The organism is Shewanella aestuarii (assembly GCF_011765625.1).
GTDB lineage: Bacteria > Pseudomonadota > Gammaproteobacteria > Enterobacterales > Shewanellaceae > Shewanella > Shewanella aestuarii_A.
This window is the reverse complement of sequence record NZ_CP050313.1, coordinates 1,975,216-1,993,087: the sequence shown is the minus strand read 5'-3', so window position 1 is coordinate 1,993,087 and position 17,872 is coordinate 1,975,216. Positions and strand designations below refer to the sequence as shown.

Annotated in this window: 16 protein-coding genes and 1 pseudogene; 16 read left to right on the top strand and 1 reads right to left on the bottom strand. The window is 40.3% G+C overall.

Features of this window, described 5'->3' with window-relative positions:
* Positions 1-124: 124 nt before the first annotated feature.
* Entirely contained in the window at positions 125-1,042 is a 918-nt protein-coding gene (locus HBH39_RS09000; RefSeq protein WP_167677543.1) for a LysR family transcriptional regulator, read from the bottom strand.
* 292 nt (positions 1,043-1,334) lie between these two features.
* Between HBH39_RS09000 and HBH39_RS08995 the strand changes: the two genes are divergently transcribed.
* The 16 genes and pseudogenes from HBH39_RS08995 (at position 1,335) to HBH39_RS08920 (ending at position 17,853) form a co-directional block, all read left to right on the top strand.
* On the top strand, positions 1,335-2,069 hold the full coding sequence (locus tag HBH39_RS08995) for a histidine phosphatase family protein (RefSeq protein WP_167677541.1): 735 nt from the start codon (positions 1,335-1,337) through the stop codon (positions 2,067-2,069).
* A gap of 48 nt (positions 2,070-2,117) precedes the next feature.
* Entirely contained in the window at positions 2,118-2,888 is a 771-nt protein-coding gene (locus HBH39_RS08990) for an SDR family oxidoreductase (protein ID WP_167677539.1), read from the top strand.
* 74 nt (positions 2,889-2,962) lie between these two features.
* Positions 2,963-4,087 (top strand): NADH:flavin oxidoreductase, encoded by a 1,125-nt coding sequence (locus tag HBH39_RS08985; RefSeq protein ID WP_167677537.1) that lies wholly within the window; start codon positions 2,963-2,965, stop codon positions 4,085-4,087.
* A 64-nt stretch (positions 4,088-4,151) separates the two neighbouring features.
* Positions 4,152-5,363: an acyl-CoA dehydrogenase family protein gene (locus tag HBH39_RS08980; protein WP_167677535.1), complete on the top strand. Its 1,212-nt coding sequence runs from the start codon at positions 4,152-4,154 to the stop codon at positions 5,361-5,363.
* Positions 5,364-5,450: 87 nt separating this feature from the next.
* On the top strand, positions 5,451-6,485 hold the full coding sequence (locus HBH39_RS08975; protein WP_167677533.1) for a phosphotransferase family protein: 1,035 nt from the start codon (positions 5,451-5,453) through the stop codon (positions 6,483-6,485).
* 38 nt (positions 6,486-6,523) lie between these two features.
* Positions 6,524-7,285, top strand: a complete 762-nt coding sequence (locus HBH39_RS08970) for an SDR family NAD(P)-dependent oxidoreductase (RefSeq protein WP_167677531.1) — start codon at positions 6,524-6,526, stop codon at positions 7,283-7,285.
* 75 nt (positions 7,286-7,360) lie between these two features.
* Positions 7,361-9,166: an acyl-CoA dehydrogenase gene (locus HBH39_RS08965; protein WP_167677529.1), complete on the top strand. Its 1,806-nt coding sequence runs from the start codon at positions 7,361-7,363 to the stop codon at positions 9,164-9,166.
* A 294-nt stretch (positions 9,167-9,460) separates the two neighbouring features.
* Positions 9,461-9,922 carry a MaoC family dehydratase gene (locus tag HBH39_RS08960; RefSeq protein WP_167677527.1) on the top strand — a complete coding sequence of 154 codons (462 nt, stop codon included), beginning with the start codon at positions 9,461-9,463 and terminating at the stop codon, positions 9,920-9,922.
* A gap of 70 nt (positions 9,923-9,992) precedes the next feature.
* The gene (locus HBH39_RS08955; RefSeq protein WP_167677525.1) at positions 9,993-10,913 is read left to right on the top strand and encodes an SDR family NAD(P)-dependent oxidoreductase; all 921 of its coding nucleotides are present in this window, start codon (positions 9,993-9,995) and stop codon (positions 10,911-10,913) included.
* A 57-nt stretch (positions 10,914-10,970) separates the two neighbouring features.
* Positions 10,971-12,152, top strand: a complete 1,182-nt coding sequence (locus HBH39_RS08950) for an acetyl-CoA C-acyltransferase (protein WP_167677523.1) — start codon at positions 10,971-10,973, stop codon at positions 12,150-12,152.
* A 15-nt stretch (positions 12,153-12,167) separates the two neighbouring features.
* A pseudogene (locus HBH39_RS08945) lies at positions 12,168-12,656 on the top strand (AMP-binding enzyme); the annotation flags it as partial.
* 45 nt (positions 12,657-12,701) lie between these two features.
* Positions 12,702-13,760 carry a patatin-like phospholipase family protein gene (locus HBH39_RS08940; protein ID WP_167677521.1) on the top strand — a complete coding sequence of 353 codons (1,059 nt, stop codon included), beginning with the start codon at positions 12,702-12,704 and terminating at the stop codon, positions 13,758-13,760.
* Between the two features lie 76 nt (positions 13,761-13,836).
* Positions 13,837-14,835: an NADP-dependent oxidoreductase gene (locus HBH39_RS08935; RefSeq protein ID WP_167677519.1), complete on the top strand. Its 999-nt coding sequence runs from the start codon at positions 13,837-13,839 to the stop codon at positions 14,833-14,835.
* 95 nt (positions 14,836-14,930) lie between these two features.
* Complete coding sequence (locus tag HBH39_RS08930) at positions 14,931-15,572, top strand: cytochrome P460 family protein (protein ID WP_167677517.1); 642 nt, start codon at positions 14,931-14,933, stop codon at positions 15,570-15,572.
* Positions 15,573-15,825: 253 nt separating this feature from the next.
* Positions 15,826-16,659: an AAA family ATPase gene (locus tag HBH39_RS08925; RefSeq protein ID WP_167677514.1), complete on the top strand. Its 834-nt coding sequence runs from the start codon at positions 15,826-15,828 to the stop codon at positions 16,657-16,659.
* A 21-nt stretch (positions 16,660-16,680) separates the two neighbouring features.
* Positions 16,681-17,853, top strand: a complete 1,173-nt coding sequence (locus tag HBH39_RS08920; protein ID WP_167677512.1) for a vWA domain-containing protein — start codon at positions 16,681-16,683, stop codon at positions 17,851-17,853.
* Positions 17,854-17,872 lie beyond the last annotated feature (19 nt).

Sequence of the window (17,872 nt, the reverse complement as noted above, 5' to 3'; positions counted from 1 at the left end):
TTTGACTATAAATACAAACTGACTTGGTCTTATTTTTAGTTATCAATCAAATATATTCACGCCAACATACTTTTGTTCATCTGCATCATAGCTAGTATGTATTTAATCACTAACAATCTGCACTTTATTTATACTGCTGCGTTTTAGTATTCAATGCGGCCATAATCATCTTGTTACGAAGCCATTTATTAGCAGGTTCTTTGTCGACATTAACATGCCAATATAAATGCACATCGATACTCGGTAACTCAACAGGTAGTGGGTAAATATTGATATCTAGCATACTGCTGTACATCTCTGCGGCAGTTTTATGCAGTGTGAGTAACATATTGCTATTCATCACTACACGACAAGCTGATAGCGCATGTTGGCATCGTAAAGAAATATTGCGATGAAGGCCAATTCGCGACAGCTCAAAATCTTCAACGCCAGGACCTGTAGAGCGCGAAGAGACGAGTACGTGATCAAGTTTGAGGTATGTATCTAAATTCAATTGGTCAGAGATTTCTGGATGATTTTTACGGCTAACAACGACTAGCTCGTCACGTTGAAGTTGGGTATGTAAGATGTTTTCACTTACAGGTATCAAGGCATCAATGGCAAAGTCGATATCTCCACTAGCAAGCTTATTCTCCAACTCTGTACGTCTAACGCGTTTGATACTGCGTAAATGAATTGCAGGCGCTTCTTTAGCTAAACTCTCTTGCAATATTGGTAGGTAATAAGGCTCTAAAGAACCATGTAATGACATTGAAAAGTTTTTTCTTGAGGTGAGTGGTTCAAACTGTCTTGATTGAACTAAACAAACTTGTAATTGATGCAAAGCTTCCCGCACATCAGCAATTACATTTTTTGCAACAGGCGTTGGCCGCATTTCATTGCCTTGACGGATGAACAAAGCGTCATCGAAATAGGCGCGCAATTTACCTAAAGAGTGACTAACAGCTGGTTGAGATAAATTAAGTACCGATGCCGCTTTAGTGATATTACCTTCACAATAAATAGCGTCGAAAACCACAAATAAATTTAAATCAATTTTCATACATACTCCATTGCTTTTAGCTAATTAATCAATAAGCAACTTAACCATAACTGCAAACAATAATATTCGTTAAATTAATAATAGGGTATAAGAACTATTCATTTGCTCAATTTAGAGGCTGAGTCTAGCATAGTCAAGTGATTTAGATAGGACGGTCTAGGTGATAAAAAGATAAATTTGTACTGAAGTAATTGATATTAGTGCCAATTTCTCCTTTAGCAACGGATTTAAGATTAACTGCCTATTTTTCGCAACAGAGATCATTAAAAATTATTTAGGAATGAGTGCTCACATGGCTGCAATTTATTTAATTCGACACGGGCAAGCTTCATTTGGTAGTGCAGATTATGATCAGTTATCTGAAAAGGGCATTCAACAAGCTAATTTGCTAGGTAAATATTGGCGTGCTAGGCCTCTACCAAGCAAAATTTACTGTGGTGATTTATTAAGACATAGTCAAACATTAGCTAGTTTTAACAATGGTTTAGATGGGATTGCGGCCCCAACAATCATCCATTCTGGCTTTAATGAATTTGATCATGTTGAGATCCTGAAAAAGTACAAAGCTGAATGGCAGAATTTTGCCAAGATGAGTGAAGAGATCAATAAACTGGCTGAGCCCCAAAAAATTATTCAAAAAGAATTTGCACAGGCTCTTCATCGCTGGATATTTACTGACAATAGTAGAGATTATCAAGAAACTTGGTTGCAATTCAAAGCGCGTTGTATTCGTGCATTGCAAAATATTATTGATCAGGAGTTAGCCAAAAAGCGTCAGTTTAAGACAGAAGCTTTATCAAACCCGCAATCTAAAGACATTTTGGTGTTCACATCAGCAGGAACTATTTCTGTCATAGTGCAACATATTTTACAGTTAAATGATGAGCAAGCTTTAGCAATAAAACAGCAAATAAGAAATACCAGTGTTACTAAATTATTGTTTTCAGAAAATATGTTAAGCGTTGATTATTTGAATAATTATGGTCATTTAGAACAGGCCGGCGATGACTGGGTGACCTTTAGATGATGAGTTAATCGATCATTTGGGATAAACATTAATAAAAAGGGATTTAACATGGGCAATACAAATTTATTTGATTTAACTGGAAAAATTGCACTTGTAACAGGCGCAAGCCGTTGTATTGGTGAAAGTATCGCTATTTTGCTCGCTCAGTATGGCGCTCATGTAATTGTATCAAGTCGTAAAATTGATGGATGCCAGACTGTTGTGGACAAAATTGTTCAAGCTGGGGGAAGTGCGCAAGCGATTGCATGCCATATTGGTGACATGCAACAGATTGAGTCGATTTTTGCCGCAATAAAAGAGCAGCATGGCAAACTCGATATTCTGGTTAATAATGCAGCCGCTAACCCTTATTACGGACACATTATCGATACCGATTTAAACGCCTTTCAAAAAACCGTTGATGTGAACATTCGTGGTTACTTTTTCATGTCAAGTTTAGGCGCTAAATTAATGCGTGATACAGATGGCGGCTCAATCATCAATGTTGCGTCAGTAAATGGTGTTATACCAGGTGATATGCAGGGGATTTATTCCATTACTAAAGCAGCGGTTATTTCGATGACGCAAGCTTTCGCAAAAGAATGTGCGCCGTTCAATATACGCGTTAATGCCTTACTCCCGGGTGGTACAGACACCAAATTTGCATCCGCATTAGTCGATAATCCAGTTGTGTTAAAACAAATGATGCACCATGTACCTATGAAACGGGTGGCACATCCTGATGAAATGGCCGGTACTGTTTTGTATCTCGCGTCCAATGCATCTAGTTACACCACTGGTGCCGCCATCAATGTTGATGGCGGGTATTTAATCGGTTGAACTAACAATCCCAACCATATTGTCAGCTCAAAAGTTTACATATATTCATGATAAGAACAGATCAGGGAACAGAAATGAGTAGTAGCAAAAATACTAATATCAATAAATTATTTGAGCCTTTTTCGTTAGGTAAATTGTCGTTAAAAAATAAAACCGTAATGGCGCCAATGACTCGTGCCTTTTCACCTAACTATGCGCCCAATGATGAGGTTGCTGCTTATTATCGCCGTAGAGCAGAGGGTGAAGTCGGTTTAATTATTACCGAAGGCACTTTCGTTGGTCATGAAGGTGCAAATGGCTATGAAAATGTCCCCGCTATTTATGGCGAGCAAGCACTAGCCGGCTGGAAAAAAGTGGTTGATGAAGTTCATAGTGCCGGAGGCAAAATCGCGCCACAACTCTGGCATGTGGGATCGGTTAGAAAATCTGGCATTGGCCCTAATAAGAGTGCACCTGCCTATAGCCCATCTGGTCTTTATAAACCTGGCGCACCCAATGGGGTGGCCATGAGTCAAGATGATATCAATGAAGTGATTGCCGCTTTTGCCCAAGCCGCACTGGATGCGAAAAACATAGGCTTTGATGCCATTGAAGTGCATGGAGCCCATGGGTATTTAGTCGATCAATTTTTCTGGCAAGGCACTAATCAACGTGATGATCAATATGGTGGCTCCCTTGAAAACCGCACCCGTTTTGGGGTAGAAATTGTACAAGCCATTCGTGCAGCGGTAGGAGAAGACTTCACCATCATTTTCAGATTTTCTCAATGGAAACAACAAGACTATTCCGCAAAGCTTTGTGAGACGCCTGACGAGTTAGCACAATTTTTATCCCTATTAAGTGATGCCGGAGTTGATATTTTTCATGCCAGTACCCGTCGTTTTTGGGTGCCAGAATTTGAAGGTTCAGATTTGAACTTGGCGGGTTGGACGAAAAAGCTGACTAATAAACCTGTCATTACTGTCGGTAATGTGGGTTTAGATTCAGATTTTATCGGTGAAGGAAATGCAGATTTGTCCGGCACTTCAAATCCAACAGGTATTGATGAACTACTGGTACGGTTAAACAATGATGAGTTTGATCTAGTCGGTATTGGTCGCGCGTTATTAGTTGATCCGCAATGGGTTAATAAAATCAAACATAACGCGATTAGCGATATTAAGCCATTTAACAAAAAGTCATTAATGTCATTAAGTTAACATGTAATCTCAATGTTTTAGCGTGTCATTACTAAGCAAATATAACAATAAAAAGGTAAATATAATGAATTTTGAATATAGCGACAAAGTGAAGGACTTAATTGCCCGTGTTACTGAGTTTATGGACTTATATGTTTATCCCGTAGAAGCTGAAATGCACAAACAAGTCGAACTAGATCCTTGGTCAACACCACCATTAATGGAAGATCTAAAAGCCAAAGCTAAGGCGCAAGGTTTATGGAACTTATTTCTACCACTTAGTTACGGTAAATACAGTGCAGGGCTGACAAATTTAGAATATGCACCACTAGCTGAAATCATGGGAAAAGTATTATGGGCTCCTGAAGTATTTAACTGTGCAGCACCTGATACTGGCAACATGGAAGTGCTTGCAAAATATGGTAATGAAACACAAAAAAAACAATGGCTCGAGCCATTATTAGAAGGCAATATTCGCTCAGCTTTTGCAATGACTGAGCCAGATGTTGCCTCAAGTGATGCAACTAATATTGAATTGAGTATTGTCCGCGATGGCGATGAATACGTCATCAATGGTCGCAAATTTTATATTAGTGGCGCCTGCCGCAAACAATGTGAAATTATGATTGTCATGGGTAAGACTGATCCTGAAAACAGCAATCGATATATTCAGCAGTCACAAGTACTTGTCCCAATGAAAACCCCCGGTGTCACAGTTGTTAGACCTATGAAAGTGTTTGGATATGATGATGCTCCTGAAGGCCATGCCGAAGTAGTTTTTGACAATGTACGTGTTCCGGTTGACAACATTATTATGGGTGAAGGCAAAGGTTTTGAAATTGCGCAAGGACGTTTAGGCCCAGGCCGTATACATCACTGTATGCGCTCGATTGGTGCTGCCCAACGTGCATTAGATTTAATGTGTAAGCGTGTGAGTGAGCGAATCGTATTTGGCCAACCTATGATCAAACAACAATCTATTCGTGAAGATATTGCTAAATCAGCGTGTCAGATTGAGCAAGCTCGCTTAATGACATTAAAAGCAGCACAGAAAATGGACACTGAAGGTAATAAAGCCGCCAAAGATCTCATTGCAATGATTAAGATTGTTGCACCAAGCATGGCACTAGATGTTATCGATAGAGCCATTCAATGCCATGGTGCAGCAGGTGTAGGCCAAGATACCTTTTTAGCTCATGCTTGGGCTGCACAGCGTTCTTTGCGCCTAGCTGACGGTCCTGATCAAGTACATATGATGCAGCTTGGTCGAGATTTAGTGAAAAAAGTAGCTGGCTAATTGCCACACCTTTTGCCAAAGGGCTTCGCTAAATGGCAAGTTTCAAGATTTCATTTTAAACAGAGTCGTAATGAAGAGTATTCCTAGATGTCACAAGTTTCTGAAATAAATATCGATCAACTTACAGCATACCTAGAACAACATGTTGAAGGATTTAATGGGCCTATAATCCTGGATAAATTTCCCGGAGGCCAGTCTAATCCAACTTATAAAGTTTCTGCCCAATCCGGTAACTATGTTTTACGTAAACAACCTTCTGGAAAATTACTCAAATCAGCCCATGCGGTTGATAGAGAATATCAAGTCATTAACGCACTACAGCATACCGATGTACCAGTAGCTAAAGTTTACCACTTGTGTGAAGACACCAGTATTTTAGGGTCGATGTTTTACCTTATGGAGTTTTGTGATGGCAAAGTGTACTGGAGTGCTTCCTTGCCTGAAATTGCAACCAATGAGCAACGCAGCGCTATGTATGATGCCATGAATAAAGCATTAGTCGCCTTACATAGTGTTGATGTCACTAGTGTGGGTTTAGCTGATTATGGTAAAGCAGGCAATTATTTTGCCCGACAACTTGGACGTTGGACATCGCAATACCGTTTGTCAGAAATGCGTGAAATTGCTGCGATGGATCAATTAAGTCAATGGCTTGACGAGAATTTACCTGAAGATGATGGCCGTTGCTGTCTTGTACATGGCGATTTTCGTCTTGATAACATGATGTTTGCTAAAGACAAACCAGAAGTTATTGCAATTCTTGATTGGGAGCTATCCACTTTAGGTCATCCGTTTGCTGATCTAGCTTACCAATGTATGCAGCTAAGAATGCCTGCTGGAATGGGCAGTATTGATGGATTAAAAGACATAGATCGCGCCAGTTTAGGTATTCCTACAGAAGAGGAATACGTGGCTGCGTATTGTCAACGAATGGGTATCGATAAAATTGATAACTGGCATTTTTATCTAGCTTTTAGCTTTTTCCGCTTAGCGGCCATTGCCCAAGGTGTCGCTAAACGAGCAAGTCAAGGAAATGCTTCAAATGAACACGCTAACAAAGTGGGTTCATTTGTTGAGCCGTTGGCACAAATGGCACTGCAGGTAATTAAGCAACAAGCCTAATTGCCCAAATTGTATTGTTACTTAGAGGAATTACCTTCATGGATCCGTTATTAGATTTTACTGGAAAAGTTGCTGTTATTACTGGTGCCGCACAAGGATTTGGTAAGTTACTTGCGCAAGAGTTAGCTAAACGAGGTGCCAAATTAGTCATCAGTGACATCAATGAAAAGGGAGTGCTTAGCGTTGCTGATGAAATTTCGGCAACTGGTGCAGACGTTATTGCGATGAAATGTGATGTGTCTAAAAATGATCAATGTAAATTAATGGTTGATAGTGCCATTAAAGCTTTTGGCCGAGTTGATATTGGCGTCAATAATGCAGGTATCGCTCATGAGTTTATGCCGCTTCATCAGACCGATGAATCCATCATGGATCACCAGTTTGCAATCAATGTAAAAGGTGTGCAATTTGGCATGCGTTACCAAATTCAACAAATGCTGACCCAAGGCGAAGGTGCCATCCTGAATGTCAGTTCAATGGCTGGTATCGGTGGTGCGGCAAGAGCGAGTGCTTATTCAATGGCCAAACATGCGGTCATTGGTCTCACTAAAACTGCTGCGGTTGAATATGGTAAGGCTAATATACGTGTCAATGCTATTTGCCCATTCTTTACTCTTACGCCAATGGTAACCAATTTTGCAGATGATGAATTACAGCAAAAAATGGGTCAAGGAGCACCAATGAAGCGTCTAGGTGAACCTAAAGAAATTGTGGCTGTGATGTTGATGATGTTGTCACCAGCCAATACGTACATGACAGGGCAATGTATTGCGGTTGATGGTGGTGTTTCAGCCTTTTAACCCAACGTAACATCAATTAGCGACTAGTTGCTTTAACTCAGTTGAAGCAACTTTATGATAAGAGAGAGATTTTTGATGCCAGCAACGTTAATGAACCAGCGTGATCTTGAGTTTATGCTTTATGAATTATTTGATACCGAAGCATTAATTAATCGCCAGCGTTATCAAGATCATGATCGGCAAACATTTAATGAAGTTATCAATACTGCAAAAACCATTGCTGAAAAGTATTTTCTACCAATACGTCAAAAACTTGATATTGAGCAGCCAACCTTCGATGGCAAAAATGTACATATTATCCCTGAGTTAAAAACTGCTATCGATGCCGTTAATGAATCCGGTATTGGCTCGGCGACATCGGATTATGATGTTGGCGGTATGCAATTACCACCTATTATTGCCAGCGCGGCCAATGCTTATTTAAGTGTCGCTGGGGGCGTGGGAATGGGTTACAACATGCTCACCACAGCAAACGCCAATTTACTCGAAGCGCATGGTAGCCAACAACTGATCGATACTTGGGTGAAACCAATGCGAGAAGGGCGGTTTATGGGCACGATGGCAATGACTGAACCGGGAAGCGGTTCTGGTTTAGCTGACTTAACGACAAAAGCTGTGAAGGCTGAAGATGGAACTTACCGTATTAAAGGAAATAAAATTTTCATTTCAGGTGGTGATCATAACCTCAGTGAAAATATTGTCCATTTGGTGCTTGCTCGTCTCCAAGGCGCACCGCGAGGGGTAAAAGGTATTTCGCTTTTTGTTGTACCCAAATTTTTATTAAATGAAGATGGCTCTATTGGTGAAGATAATGAAGTCGCCTTGGCAGGATTATTTCATAAAATGGGCGGTCGAGCTCAAACGTCCACGGCGCTAAGTTTTGGTGAAAAAAACGGTTCTGTCGGCTATTTAGTCGGTGAAGAAAATTGCGGTTTAAAATACATGTTCCATATGATGAACGAGGCCCGCATCATGGTGGGTACCAGTGGTGCTGTGTTAGCCGTTGCCGGTTATCAGTATTCAGTGGACTATGCTAAAAATCGCCCTCAAGGACGTTTACCATCCTGTAAAGATCCTTTGTCACCCATGGTAAATATTATTGAGCATGCTGATGTCAAACGCATGTTATTAGCTCAAAAAGCCATAGCTGAAGGCGCAATGTCGTTGGTCTTATATGGTACACAGTTAAGTGATGATGAACGTACAGCAGACACCCCTGAACAACGACAGTATGCTCATACCTTGCTTGATTTTCTTACCCCTATTATTAAAACTTGGCCATCCGAATATGGCCCTAAAGCAAACTCTTATGCCATACAGGTATTAGGTGGCCATGGTTATATCAATGAACATCCCGTTGAAATGTTCTACCGTGATAACCGCCTAAATCCGATTCATGAGGGCACCACAGGCATACAGTCATTAGATTTACTGACGCGTAAAGTCCCGATGAATCAAATGAAGGGCTATCAAGCAACATTAGATGAGATGGCTAAAACCATCGAGCAGGCTTTGCAATATGAAAGTTTACAAGAATATTCAACCCAGTTAACCGAGGCAATTGCAACCCTAAAGAAAACTACCGATGCCGCCTTAACAGCCATGGCAACAAACAATATAGATTTGGCTTTAGCTAATTCAGTTAAATATTTAGAGCTATTCGGACATGTCATCATAGCCTGGCTATGGCTTAAACAAAGTATTGTGGTGACTAGAGCATTAGCTCAGGGGCCGCATAAAGAGGATGAATTGTTTTATAAAGGTAAATTACAGGCGGCGCAGTATTTTTATCGTTATGAATTACCTAAAATCTCACTTTGGGCCAAACTGGTTACCAGCACTGACAGTACCAGTTATGATATGCAAGCTGATTGGTTTTAAAAAGACGGTTAATAGCTGCTGCTTTTATTAATCTCATTCATGGAGATGCCCTAAAAAGCATTACTTATTATAAGTGATGCTTTTTTATTGATATTAATCAATGACTAAACAATATTAAAACTATCTTGAAAGCCAAAAAAACACTTCTTACCTAAACCTTCTGTATTCAATGTAGTTATATCATGATATCAAAACTATTCATTTGTTTTATTAAGTTGTGGCGATTAGCATGATAAAAACTTGTTAAATTTTAACCATAGTTCGACCCGTATTATGACAAAAGGAAAAGGAATAATGCCGACAATAATCAATAGAAATGACATTGCTGACTATGTAGGTTTTCAAGCTCAGCCAACAGAATGGTTTCAAATCAATCAACAACAAATCAATCAGTTTGCAGATTGCACCCTCGATCATCAATTTATTCATGTTGATGAACAAAAAGCAAAAGCAACCCCATTTGGCAGCACAATTGCGCATGGATTTTTATCATTATCTATGCTGTCGCATTTTGCAGAGCAATTCAGTGTGTTAATCGATGGCTTTTATATGGGGCTCAATGCTGGTTTTGATAAAGTCCGTTTTTTACAACCTGTCACCGTCAACAGTCGCATTCGTGCCCATGCCAAAATATTATCCATTGAAGAAAAAAAACCAGGTCAATTTAGATTATCAACCGAAGTGACAATAGAAATTGAAAATGGTGAAACGCCAGCCTTGGTTGCCGAGTGGATTTCGGTACAAATGGTTAAATAATAGGGCATGACGCTCGGGTTTGTTTGTAAGTATATGTAAATAAAGAATAACAATAATTAAGAGGTTTATTATGACAATCAGTTTTGAAGGAAGAGTCGCCATTGTTACTGGTGCAGGAAATGGTCTAGGACGTTCACATGCGCTGGAGTTAGCCAGACGAGGCGCTAAGGTAGTGGTTAACGACTTAGGTGGTGCACGAGATGGTAGCGGTGCCTCATCTGCAGCTTCCCAAGAAGTGGTTAAATTGATTGAAGATATGGGCGGTGAAGCAATTAGTCATGGTGCCAATGTAGCGAACTTTGACGAAGTACAAGACATGGTGCAACAAACCATGGACAAGTGGGGCCGAATTGACATTTTAATCAATAATGCTGGGATTTTGCGTGATAAATCGTTTTCAAAAATGTCTTTAGATGACTTTAAGTTAGTGATGGATGTCCATGTAATGGGGACAGTAAATTGTACTAAAGCAGTATGGGAAATCATGAAAGCGCAAAATTATGGCCGCATTGTCATGACAACTTCTTCCAGTGGTATGTATGGAAATTTTGGTCAATCAAATTACGGCGCAGCTAAAATGGCAGTCCTGGGTTTAATGAATACTTTGGTACTTGAAGGTGCAAAGAACAACATTTTAGTTAATGCACTTGCGCCTACCGCTGGAACGCGGATGACTGAAGATCTAATGCCTGAAGAGATAGTCAAGGCTTTTGCCCCAGAAGCAGTCACAGCAGGTTTATTAACCTTGTGTGATGAACATGCCCCTAATCGCTTTATTCTATGTGCTGGCGCAGGTGGTTATTCCAGTGCAACGATATTTGAAACCGACGGTTGTTTTATTCCTCAAGGATCACAAAATCCAGAAACCGTCAGAGAATTGTGGCCACAAATTACTAACACTGATAATCAAAGGGCTTTAACTTCAGGTGCACAGCAAGGTGAAAAATTTGTACTTAAAGCCATGGCGTATAGGAAGTCATTACAACAATAATCCTCAAACTAAACGACTTAGCCAATAATAAAAATAACCCTCAAGTAAGGAAACATTATGAGAGAAGCCGTCATTGTGTCTGCAGCGCGCACGCCCATCGGTAAAGCCTACCGTGGCGCATTTAATGATCTTTCTGCACCAACCTTATCTGCCGTTGCTGTCAACGCCGCCATTGCAAGAGCGGGCGTTGCCCCCTCAGAAATTGATGATTGTATATTTGGTGTAGCATTAACACAGGGTAATCAAGGGATGAACTTTGGCCGCCAGGTTGCAATGGCGGCAAAGTTACCGGTTTCAGTGCCCGGTATGACAGTTGATCGACAATGTTCGTCCGGATTGATGTCCATCGCCATTGCCGCAAACCAAATTATTTGTGATGAAGCCAAAGTCATAGTGGCAGGCGGATGTGACTCAATCAGTTTAGTGCAAAACGATAAAATGAATATGCACCGCGCGGTTGACCCAAGTGTTAAAGCCTATCGCCCCGCGATTTACATGCCGATGCTTGATACCGCAGAAGTGGTGGCCGATCGCTACAACATATCTCGCGAAACACAAGATGCTTATGCATTAATGTCGCAACAACGTACCGCAGCGGCACAAGCTCAAGGCAAGTTTGATGATGAAATTGTGCCTGTTAGCTGCACCAAGCTGGTTATGGATAAAATCACGGGGGATATCAACCAGCAACAAGTCACACTTTCTCAAGATGAAGGCAATCGCCCCTCGACAACGCTTGAAGGCTTGTCGGCTTTAAAAGCGGTGAAAGACAATGGCACCATTACTGGTGGTAATGCGTCGCAATTGTCTGATGGCGCAGCCGCTGTTGTCGTTATGGAGCATGAACTGGCCAAGCAACGAGGATTGACACCACTTGGGGCTTATCGTGGCATGGTCGTTGCGGGGTGTGAACCTGATGAAATGGGCATTGGCCCTATTTATGCCATTCCCAAGTTGCTTGAGCGACATGGTTTAACCATGGCCGATATTGGATTATGGGAAATAAATGAAGCGTTTGCTGTGCAAGTCATCTATTGCGCACAATATCTGGGTATTCCTGAAGAACGCCTTAACGTCAATGGCGGAGCTATTTCAATTGGTCATCCTTATGGTATGAGTGGTGCCCGTATGGTGATGCACGCATTAATCGAAGGCAAACGACGGGGTGTGAAGTATGTTGTCATCAGTATGTGTATAGGTGGTGGTCAAGGTGCTGCTGGCTTATTTGAAGTTTTATAAATATGAATTGTTCATAAGTTACTTGGCGCAGATGGCGAAGAAGTTGCCATTGGCGAGCCAGGAGAAATGTGGGTAAAAGGCCCACAAGTAATGAAGGGCTATTACAAACAACCTCAAGCGACAGCCGCGGTATTAAAAGACGGCTGGTTAGCGACAGGTGATATTGCCACAATGGATGAGAACGGCTTTTTTAAAATTGTTGATCGCTTAAAAGATATGATTAATGTGTCAGGCTTTAATGTATTTCCCAATGAAATTGAAGAAGTACTCGTTATGCATGAGGGCGTACTCGAAGCGGCTGCGGTTGGAGTTTCGTGTGATGCTACAGGATAAAGGGTTAAAGTTTTTATCGTTAGAAAAAATCCAGACTTAACCGAGCAAGATATTTTTGAACATTGTAATAAACACTTAACTAACTATAAACGTCCAAAAATTATTGAATTTATGGCAGAGTTACCAAAAAGTAACGTGGGTAAAGTATTACGAAAAGAACTACGACAATAAGAACAGTGTATTGGCTAAGTTTTAGACGTAACAAAAAAGAGCACTATGTTAGAAATATATGCTGGCGACACCGCCTTGAAGACCATAGGGGAAAAAGGCTTTTCCCCTGATCTTTTCACCTCTTTTCTTGGGGCTAGTGGAGGGCCTAAATGGTTCACTTTATTAGGCTTAGATAAGTATATTTTTGGTGATTTTTTTAAAGGTAGGCAGGTGCCTTTAAACCTAATTGGTTCAAGTGCAGGCGCATTTCGTGCTGCCTGTTTTGCCCAGCAAGATCCAGTTGCTGCCATTGAAAGACTTGCAAAAAGTTACAGTGAAACCGTCTACTCAGATAAACCTTCACCTCAAGAAATAACCACTAAAGCTATCGAATTACTTGATGATTTATTGGGGCACTCAGGTGTGGACGATATCATTAATAACCCTGTGTTTAAGGCTCATTTTATCGTGGCCAAATGCAATGGCTTAGTTGCTTCAGAAAACAAAGCACAACAAGGGATTGGATTATTATTAAGCATGCTTAAAAACAGCATTAGTCGCTCGTTACTCAATGGTCAGTATGAGCGGTTTATTTTTAAACCTACAAGCAGTGATTTAGTTATACAAGACCCAGATAACATCAGTACTTCAATAAAGGATTTTAGCTATAACAATATTAAAACCTCGTTATTAGCGTCAGGTTCAATCCCTATGGTGATGCAAGGCATAAAAGATATTGCTGATTGTCCAGAAGGTATGTATCGAGACGGTGGAATTATTGATTATCATTTTGATTTTAAAATACAAAATGATGGGTTAGTATTGTATCCACATTTTAATTCAAACTTAAAAGCAGGCTGGTTTGATAAAAATTTGTCTCGTAAAGTTCGCCTACAACATTATGACAATACTGTGTTACTTTGTCCCTCAGCACAGTTTATTAATACATTGCCCTATCAAAAAATCCCCGACCGCAGTGACTTCACCAAAATGCGCCCCGCGCAACGTTTACAATACTGGCAACAAGTTTTTGTAGACAGCCAGATACTTGCAGATGAGTTTAAACAGTTTTATCAGACTCAAGATATTAAACGAATAAAGAATATAAATCAGTTGCTTAACTAGCATGTTGAACTAGAACGACAATAGAATAATTATTTTTAACCCCCGACCTTAACACAAACAGTAAAAGAGAATAAAAATGACCACATTTAAAGCAATCAACTTAATCGCTCGACCAAAAGCAGGTCCAATCGGCCCAGATATTTTTGAAGTTGTTCAAAAACAAATGCCAACGGTTGGCCAAGGGCAGTTTTTAGTGAAGCAAAATCACATGTCACTTGATCCTGCGATGTTTGGTTGGATGAGTCCTGATACTGAGAGCTATATTCCACCCGTTGCGCTAGGCGAGGTGATGCGCAGTTCTGGTATCGGTGAAATTGTTGAAAGTAATCATCCTGATTACAAAGTTGGCGATCGGGTAATGGGATTAATGGGTTGGCAAGAATACTTTTTGAGTAATGGTCAAGGCCTCAATAAGGTGACAGCGCCGCTGCCTGATGAAGCCGTGTTATCAGTATTTGCCTTACCAGGTTTAACTGCAACGCAAGGGTTATATGGTGTGGGCAAACCGCAAAAAGGTGAAACCATTGTTGTATCTGGCGCAGCGGGTTCTGTTGGCTCGATTGTTGGCCAATTAGCTAAAGCGGATGGTTTAACCGTTATCGGTGTTGTGGGGAGTGATGAAAAAGCAGATTGGATTGTGAACGAGTTAGGGTTTGATGGTGCGATCAACTATAAGAAGGATGATATTGCAGCAAAACTGGCAGAACTTACGCCTAATGGTGTTGATGTTTACTTCGAAAATACAGGTGGACCGATTCAACACCATGTTTTTGCTCGTATGAACGCCCACGGTCGCATTGTCGTGTGCGGCATGATTGCTGATTACGCCAAAGAGGTACCGGATCTTGGCCCTAATTGGATCCAAGTGATTAAAAAGCGTTTAACCATTCAAGGCTTTACTATGCCAGATCACTTTGGTGATGTGCCAAAACTACTAGAAAAGTTAACTCCTTATGTGATGAAAGGCCAGATAAAGCACCGTGCCCACGTGCTAGAAGGACTTGAGTCTGCCATGACAGGTTTGAATCTTTTCTTTACTGGTGAAAACAAAGGCAAGCTTATAGTTAAGTTATAAGCTTTTAAATTAAATGGTTTTAGTATTTTAATGACCATAATGCCCCATAGTTAACCTGTATTATTAGCTATGGGGAAGGTGAAATGGATTTTAACATGACTATACGTGCAACATTATTTACCACAGCAACAGCGAGTTTAATGCTGTTATCTATCACATCAGCAGCGGTTTTAAGCCAAACAGTTCAAGCAAGTGAAAATACAGCGGTTGTTATAGATCAGCAAAGCTTTAGCTGTATTAGAGACATGACACCGGTTCGCCATTTTTATGTTGATAACTTATTAGGCAATCTTGATGGCACACTTGCCGTGGCAAATGCACCTGAAGGTGCTAAATACCCAACTGGTACAGTGATTCAGCTAGTACCAACGGAAGTCATGGTGAAACGTGAACCCGGAACGTCGCCAGCAACCGGTGATTGGGAATTTTTTGAATTAGAAGTTGATGAACAAGGTTCAACTATTGCCAAACGAGGCTTTACTGATGTGAACAATCGTTTTGGTGGAAACTGCTTCGCATGTCATCTTCCAGCAAGAGACAAATGGGACTTTGTGTGCGAATCCGATCATGGTTGCGAACCAATCCCTATCGATCACAGTATGACTGGTGCGTTGCAGCGATCTGATCCTCGTTGTGGAGAGCCTGCACTTGAGTCAGGTGATAGCATGGCCTTGTTTAAGCTTAAAGCAATGGTAACAATCGGTGCGGTTATGCAATGGTTTAAAGATATTTTTTAACTAGCTTTAAAAGAGAAAAATGAATTTGTTTTGCTCTTTATATAGCAGGTCATCAGCAAACCACGCTTGGGAATAGCACGAGCGAGATCTGCAAATAATGAAGGTTGCTGGACTATTTTTGCAGGCTTGTTTTAGTTCATAGCCAATATTTAGGTAAATATTTTCACTATGTTACAAAATGTAAGCCGATAAAGTCGCCTACATATAAACCGCTTAATCTCTAGAATAACAATAATATTTAATAGGTAAATTCATGTTTAAAAGTACTGATAATTATATTGCATCAAGCGACCTTACCATGGCGGTCAATGCCGCTATTGCCTTAGAAAAACCATTATTGATTAAAGGTGAACCCGGTACAGGTAAAACTCAACTAGCAGAAGAATTAGCCCGATCGTTTAACTGTAAACTTTATCAATGGCACATTAAATCAACCACTAAAGCACAACAGGGCTTATATGAATATGATGCGGTTTCTCGCCTACGTGATAGTCAGCTAGGGGATGAGCGGGTACATGACATTAGTAACTATATTGTCAAAGGTAAGCTATGGCAGGCCTTTGAAGAAACTGAGCGTCCTATTCTGTTAATTGACGAGATTGACAAAGCTGACATTGAATTTCCCAACGATTTATTGCAAGAGCTTGATAAGATGGAGTTTCATGTTTATGAAACCCAACAAGTCATCAAGGCAAAGCAACGGCCGATTATCATTATTACCTCAAATAATGAAAAAGAACTGCCAGATGCTTTTTTAAGACGCTGCTTTTTTCACTACATTAAGTTTCCCACGAAAGCAGAAATGCAAAAGATCATTCATGTACATCATCCAGATGTTAAACAAGATCTGCTTAAACAAGCGCTAGAGGTGTTTTTTGATTTAAGAGAGGTCAATGGTATCAAGAAGAAACCGTCGACCTCTGAGTTAATTGATTGGATTAAATTGTTGATGTCTGATGATATTTCCAAGCAAACCTTGTTGGATAACCAATCGGATATTATTCCGTTATTTGGTGCCTTATTGAAAAATGAGCAAGACGTATCACTGATTGAAAAACTGGCCTTTATGAGCCGTCGAAGTCGTTAATCACTATAGGTAATGTAAACAATGTTTATCGACTTCTTTCTGACTTTAAAAAAACACCAAGTTCCTTGTAGTTTACGTGAACTATTGGATTTAATTTCCCTGATAAAAAAAGGGGTTGTGTTTGCCAATGTGGAGGACTTTTACACACTGGCAAAAATTGCGCTGGTGAAAGATGAAATCCACTATGACAAATACGACAAAGCCTTTGCTGAGTACTTTAAAGGAATAGAAAGTATTGATATTTTTGATCAAATTTTACCTGAAGAATGGCTTCGTAAAGAATTTGAAAAACAGTTAACTCAGCAAGAAAAAGATAAATTAACATCGCTAGGTGGCCTTGAACAGTTAATGAAAGCCTTAAAAGAGCGATTAGAAGAACAAACGAAACGCCATGCTGGTGGCAATAAATGGATAGGAACAGGTGGCACATCGCCTTTTGGTGCTTATGGTTATAACCCCGAAGGCATAAGAGTTGGACAAGATAAAAATCGTCAATACAGTGCCGTCAAAGTGTGGGACAAACGTGAGTTTAAAAACTTCGACCAAGAGCGTGAGCTAGGAACCCGTAATATTAAGTTAGCCCTTAAAAAACTAAGAAAATTTGCCCGTACCGGAGCCAGTGAAAAATTAGATATCAATACCACCATTCGCTCAACAGCAAAAAATGGCGGTTTATTAGATGTCCACATGGAGCCAGAACGCCACAACGCGGTAAAAGTGTTAATGTTTTTTGATATTGGTGGCTCGATGGATGAGTATATTCACACCTGTGAAGAGTTATTCTCAGCTGCCCATAGCGAGTTCAAACACCTCAAGTTTTATTATTTTCATAACTGTTTATATGAAAAAGTTTGGCAAGATAATCGCCGACGTTATCAAAATACGATTGATTTGGAAGAGGTTATCCGTACTTATTCTGCTGATTACAAAGTTATTTTTGTTGGTGACGCTACCATGGGGCCCTACGAGATAATTGCAAGAGGTGGCAGTGTAGAGCATTGGAATGACAAGCCCGGAATCGATTATATGAATCGCGTTTTGAATCATTTTAATAAAGTCGCTTGGTTAAACCCTCAACCAGAGCATTACTGGACTATGCATCATTCAATCTCGATTATTCAGCAATTAGTTGCAAATAAAATGTATCCATTAACCGTCGATGGAATTGGTCGGGCCATTAAGGATCTTAGTTAACACTGGTTACAGTATCAGA